Below are 4596 nucleotides of genomic sequence, written 5' to 3'. Positions count from 1 at the left end.
CTGGATCGCCACCATGTGGGGCGGTTCGATCGAGTTGAAGACGCCGATGCTGTTCTGCCTGGGCTTCATCTTCCTGTTCACGCTGGGCGGCGTCAGCGGCGTCGTTCTCGCCAACGGCAGCATCGACCAAACCCTGCACGACACCTACTACGTCGTCGCCCACTTCCACTACGTGCTCTCCCTGGGCGCCGTGTTCTCGATCTTCGCCGGCTGGTACTACTGGATCGGCAAGATGTCTGGGCGCCAATATCCGGAGTGGGTCGGGCAGACGCATTTCTGGCTGACCTTCGTCGGCACCAACGTCACCTTCTTCCCGCAGCACTTCCTGGGCGCCGCCGGGATGCCCCGGCGCATCGTCGACTACCCCGATGCCTACGAATCGTGGAACATGATCTCATCCTACGGGTCGTACATCAGCTTGATCGGACACCTGTTCTTCCTGTTCGGGGTGTTCTACACGCTGACGCGGGGCGCTCGCGTCGGATCGAGCTACTGGGGACCTTCGGCGACGACGCTGGAGTGGACCGTCAGCTCGCCGCCGCCCTTCCATCAGTTCAACGAACTGCCCCGCGTTCACTGACGGGCAGACCGCGGCTCCCGCCCGATCCCCGGAAACGGGCGGGAGCCCGTCCGGTGACGCCCCCAACTCGTGCCGTCCCTTTTGTCGGAACATGCCCATGAGCCACCTGATCCTTCTGGGAGATTCCATATTCGACAACGCCGCCTATGTCGCGGGCGGGCCTGACGTCGTACGGCAGGTGCGTGACCGCTTGCCCCCTGGCTGGACGGCGACGTTGAGGGCTGTCGACGGCAGCGTGACGAACGGGGTCGAGCGGCAGCTCGGCCGGCTTCCACCGGATGCCGGCTACCTCGTCGTCAGTACCGGGGGAAACGATGCCCTTGGCTATGCAAGCATCCTGGAAGCGGCCGTCCACTCGGTGGCCGAGGCGGTGGACAGGCTCGCCACCGTCAGGGAGCGGTTCGGACAAGACTATGAAACGATGCTCGACCGCGTGCTGGAGCATGGGTTGCCCACTGCCGTCTGTACGATCTACGACACCCGTATCCCTCCGCCCCGATGGCGGTTGGTGGTGACGGCTTTGTCCGTGTTCAACGATTGCATCACCCGGAGCGCCTTCGCCCGCAATTTGCCGGTCATCGATCTGCGCCTCATCTGCGATCGGGACGAGGACTACGCCAATCCCATAGAACCGTCCGTGCGCGGCGGAGAGAAGATCGCGGCGGCAATCGCCGGACTGGTGACCGCTCCTCCCGGTGACCGATCCCGGTCGGTGGTCATAGCCAGGTGAGAGCCTCGGCAGACCAGCCGCCGGCTGGTCCCGCCGAAAGCAGCAGGCCGGGCGATACGCCTGCAAGCAGGACGGTGTGACCGCCGCCGAGATCGAGCAGCGTCGATTCCGCCAATTCCTGGACATCGCTGACGAGCCGCTGCCCATCCTGCGTGGCGAATGAAAGCCTGTCCCGGCCGATCTCAAAATCCCGGACGATGTCCATTCCCGACCCGGCGCCGAAGACGAAGATGTCGGCGCCTTCTCCGCCGGTCATGATCGTGGCCTTGAGCCCGCTCACCAGGATGTCGTCGCCTGCGCCGCCGTTCAGGATATCCTCGCCGGAACCGCCATACAGGATGTCGTCGCCGCCGCCACCCATTGCCGCCAGATCGGGCGTCCGGCGCATTTCCCAGTGACCGTAATGAAGGATATGGAAGCCGCCCTCGACCGCGCTGCCATAGGCTTCGACGACGTCGGGACCGAATATGCGCCAGGAATTATGACCGGCTTCGGTCCCGACGGAGGGGTGAAGGGAGTTTTCCTGCGGCAGCCATGTCCATGGGTACAATTCGGTGGAACCGGCACCGCCATCCAGAACTTCCCATTGGCTGAGCTCGAAATGAAAAGCGCCGGGAGTTTCGCTGAACGCCAGTGACGGAGCCGAAACGTCGAACGAGGCATACCCTTGATACGGGCTCGGTCCGCTTCCGGACCATTGCTCGCCGGACTCGGCTCCCCAATACGACCATTCACTTCTGCCGGGTATCCAATCGAAGGTTAGGGTATTGCTCGCGGCGATGATATCGCCGCCGGCGCTGCCCAGTTCGACAACCATGTTTCCTGTATCGAAACGCATGCCCGGACCCCCCTCAACCGCCGCGATGCACGTGACGGAAGACTATGTCCTGCATGGTTGCCATCCGATGAATCATACCGGAGAGTTGTGTCGTGGAACTCAGGCCCAGGCGTCGCCCGGCATGTCGCGGCCGACGCGGCAGCTGCCGCTAAGCGGAAGCGTCGTCGCGACTGCGTAACTCCGGCTTCGAATGGGCTCCCTTGTCCAGGATCCGCCGCATGATCGACCGGCTGGTCGTCAGCCGCGTTCTTTTCCTGGTCTCGAGCCGGCGTGCCTCGCAGACCGCATGACGAACCTGGGCGATCATGCGCTCCAAGGCAGGCCTGTCCTCCGGCGGGAGGCGTTTAGCCAATTCGACCAGATCGGCAAGCCGATACAACAGGGCGCACAAGGTATCGCGATCGGTTTTCATTCGATGGATCATCTCCGGTGATGAGCCTCTGATCGGGTCGAAACCCTCCCTCTCTTGAACAGACCGGACAGTATCACCGAATGTTGCAGTGCAGCAAGACAATGCTGCGGCTCAGGCCGTGGGATTGCGACCCTGCGGAGCCGGGCGTCGCCCAGGGTTCCGTGCGGCGCAACGGTCGCGTCAGCGCTCGATGCCTATCATGTGCCGCCGCAGTCGGTGCGCGGCCTGTTCTACACCCAGCGTTTATCCGGTGAAAACCGGCTGCTCGGCTATACCGCATGGATGCACCTGATCGACCAGCCGGGCTCCCTTGTCATGGATGTCGACAGGTCCTGCCGGTTCGAGCAGGCCTATACCCGCGGTGAAGCCGCGCTTCCCGGCATCTACCGGCCAGCCTTCTGAACCGGGGTCCTTTTCGATCGGCTTCCTTCCCGGGTTGCGCATCGGACCCTCGCTCGATCAGGCGGCCTTCGTTTCGGCGGCCAGCACCGCGACGAGGTCGGCCGCCGGCAGCGGGCGCGACAGGGGGGCTCCTTGCCCCGCCCACTGCGCGCCGAAGCCCGGCTCGCCGGCCGACTTGCCGGCTGCGTTCAGGGCTTTCCCGGCGTCGTACGCGATCGGATAGGCCGGGATCTCGTCAGCAGCAACGGCGGCGCCCAATGCGGTGAAGCGGTTGGCGAGGCACCGCGCCGGGCGTCCCGAAATCGCCCGCGTCATGACCGTGTGGAATGCCGCATCGCTCGCCAGGGCCGCCCGGTAGCCGGCATCGGCCAGCGACTCAGGGCACGCGATGAACGCCGTGCCGAGCTGTGCGGCACCCGCTCCAAGCCGCAATGCGGCGGAGATGCCGGCGCCGTCCATGATGCCGCCGGCGGCGATCACGGGAACGTCGATCTCACGCACGAGCAGGCGGGTCAGCGCCATCGTGCCTAGCCTGTCGTCGCCGGCGTCGGGGTTGAAGACGCCGCGATGGCCGCCGGCCTCGTAGCCCTGCGCCACGACGGCATGCACGCCCGCAGCCGCGAGCATCCGCGCCTCGTCCAGGCTGGTCGCCGAGCCGAGAAGGACGATTCCGGCGTTCCGCAACGCCTGTACCCGGTCCGGCGACGGCGCGCCGAAATGGAAGCTCACGACCTTCGGCCTGTGAGCCAGGAGTGCGGCGAGCATGTCGTCGTCCTCGACGAAGCTCTTGTAGATCTCGGAAAGGGCGGCCGGCGGTGCGGCACCGAGGCAGTCGAATTCGGGGCGCAGCCGATCGATCCAGGCGGCCTCGACCGCCGGGGCCGGTTTTGCCGGCTGGTGGCAGAAGACGTTGACGTTGAAAGGACGGTCGGAGCGGTCGCGGATCTCCGCCATCATCGTGCTGGCACCGGCGGCGTTCGTGGCGCCGACCCCGATCGAGCCCAATGCCCCCGCATTCGCGACGGCGGCGGCCATGGCGGGCGAGGACACCCCGGCCATGGGGGCCTGGACGATCGGCAGCTCGATGCCGAGCAACGTGAGCAGCGCCTGCGGTGAAGCTGAGGATGGCATGCCGGCTCTCCCATTGGGTGTTGGTCGAGGTTATTACCCCAGCGCACCGAGATTGCACATAGTCGGCGCATGAGCGACTTCCGGGCCGGTCCGGGCCGACATGCATATTGTTACTTATACCAACGGCTTTAAAGATTGACCTGTGCCCAGTCGCGGGTAGCGATGCTCTGGATTCTCCCTTGGTTTGAGGCGAGAGCATTCCAGGCGTTGCAGCAGGCATCGAGGATGTCGTGGTAATTTGGGAAGACCCTGTTGCTGAGGTAGTTCTGTCGCAGGAATTGCCAGATGTTCTCGATGGGGTTCAACTCGGGAGCATAGGGCGGCAGGTGGAGCAGGGAGATGTTGTCCGGGAGCTTCAGCTTGCCGCCCTCCTGATGCCATCCAGCACCGTCCAGAGTGAGTACGGCGTGGTGGCTGGGCAGGACAGCGGCGCTGATCTCAGCGAGATGCCTGTTCATCATGTCGATGTTGACGGTCGGCAGGACGAGTATGCGTGTCGCCCG

7 protein-coding genes are annotated in these 4596 nt (G+C 64.9%); 3 read left to right on the top strand and 4 right to left on the bottom strand.

The genetic code is table 11. The features are described 5' to 3' along the window. The coding region (locus tag AC5JJ6_RS00160; RefSeq protein ID WP_496040096.1) for a cbb3-type cytochrome c oxidase subunit I at window positions 1-580 on the top strand (580 nt) is incomplete at its 5' end. A 97-nt stretch (window positions 581-677) separates the two neighbouring features. Continuing rightward, on the top strand, window positions 678-1310 hold the full coding sequence (locus AC5JJ6_RS00155) for a GDSL-type esterase/lipase family protein (RefSeq protein ID WP_496040095.1): 633 nt from the start codon (window positions 678-680) through the stop codon (window positions 1308-1310). Here AC5JJ6_RS00155 and AC5JJ6_RS00150 read toward each other — a convergent pair. After that, window positions 1297-2148 (bottom strand): hypothetical protein, encoded by an 852-nt coding sequence (locus tag AC5JJ6_RS00150; RefSeq protein WP_496040094.1) that lies wholly within the window; start codon window positions 2146-2148, stop codon window positions 1297-1299. The two genes, AC5JJ6_RS00155 and AC5JJ6_RS00150, sit on opposite strands and share 14 nt — an antisense overlap. 148 nt (window positions 2149-2296) lie before the next feature. After that, window positions 2297-2560, bottom strand: coding sequence for a hypothetical protein (locus tag AC5JJ6_RS00145; RefSeq protein ID WP_496040093.1), 264 nt, complete (start codon window positions 2558-2560; stop codon window positions 2297-2299). Window positions 2561-2761: 201 nt separating this feature from the next. Here AC5JJ6_RS00145 and AC5JJ6_RS00140 point away from each other — a divergent pair, with 201 nt between their 5' ends. After that, a complete protein-coding gene (locus tag AC5JJ6_RS00140) occupies window positions 2762-2962 on the top strand; it encodes a hypothetical protein (RefSeq protein ID WP_496040092.1) in 201 nt (66 codons plus the stop codon). Between the two features lie 57 nt (window positions 2963-3019). Here AC5JJ6_RS00140 and AC5JJ6_RS00135 read toward each other — a convergent pair whose 3' ends face one another. Continuing rightward, on the bottom strand, window positions 3020-4093 hold the full coding sequence (locus AC5JJ6_RS00135; protein ID WP_496040091.1) for an NAD(P)H-dependent flavin oxidoreductase: 1074 nt from the start codon (window positions 4091-4093) through the stop codon (window positions 3020-3022). 128 nt (window positions 4094-4221) lie between these two features. Next, window positions 4222-4596, bottom strand: a 375-nt coding sequence (locus AC5JJ6_RS00130) for a transposase (RefSeq protein ID WP_496040090.1), incomplete at its 5' end; no start/stop codon positions are given.

Source organism: Skermanella sp. (assembly GCF_059503625.1).
This window is presented reverse-complemented; position numbering and strand designations above follow the sequence as displayed.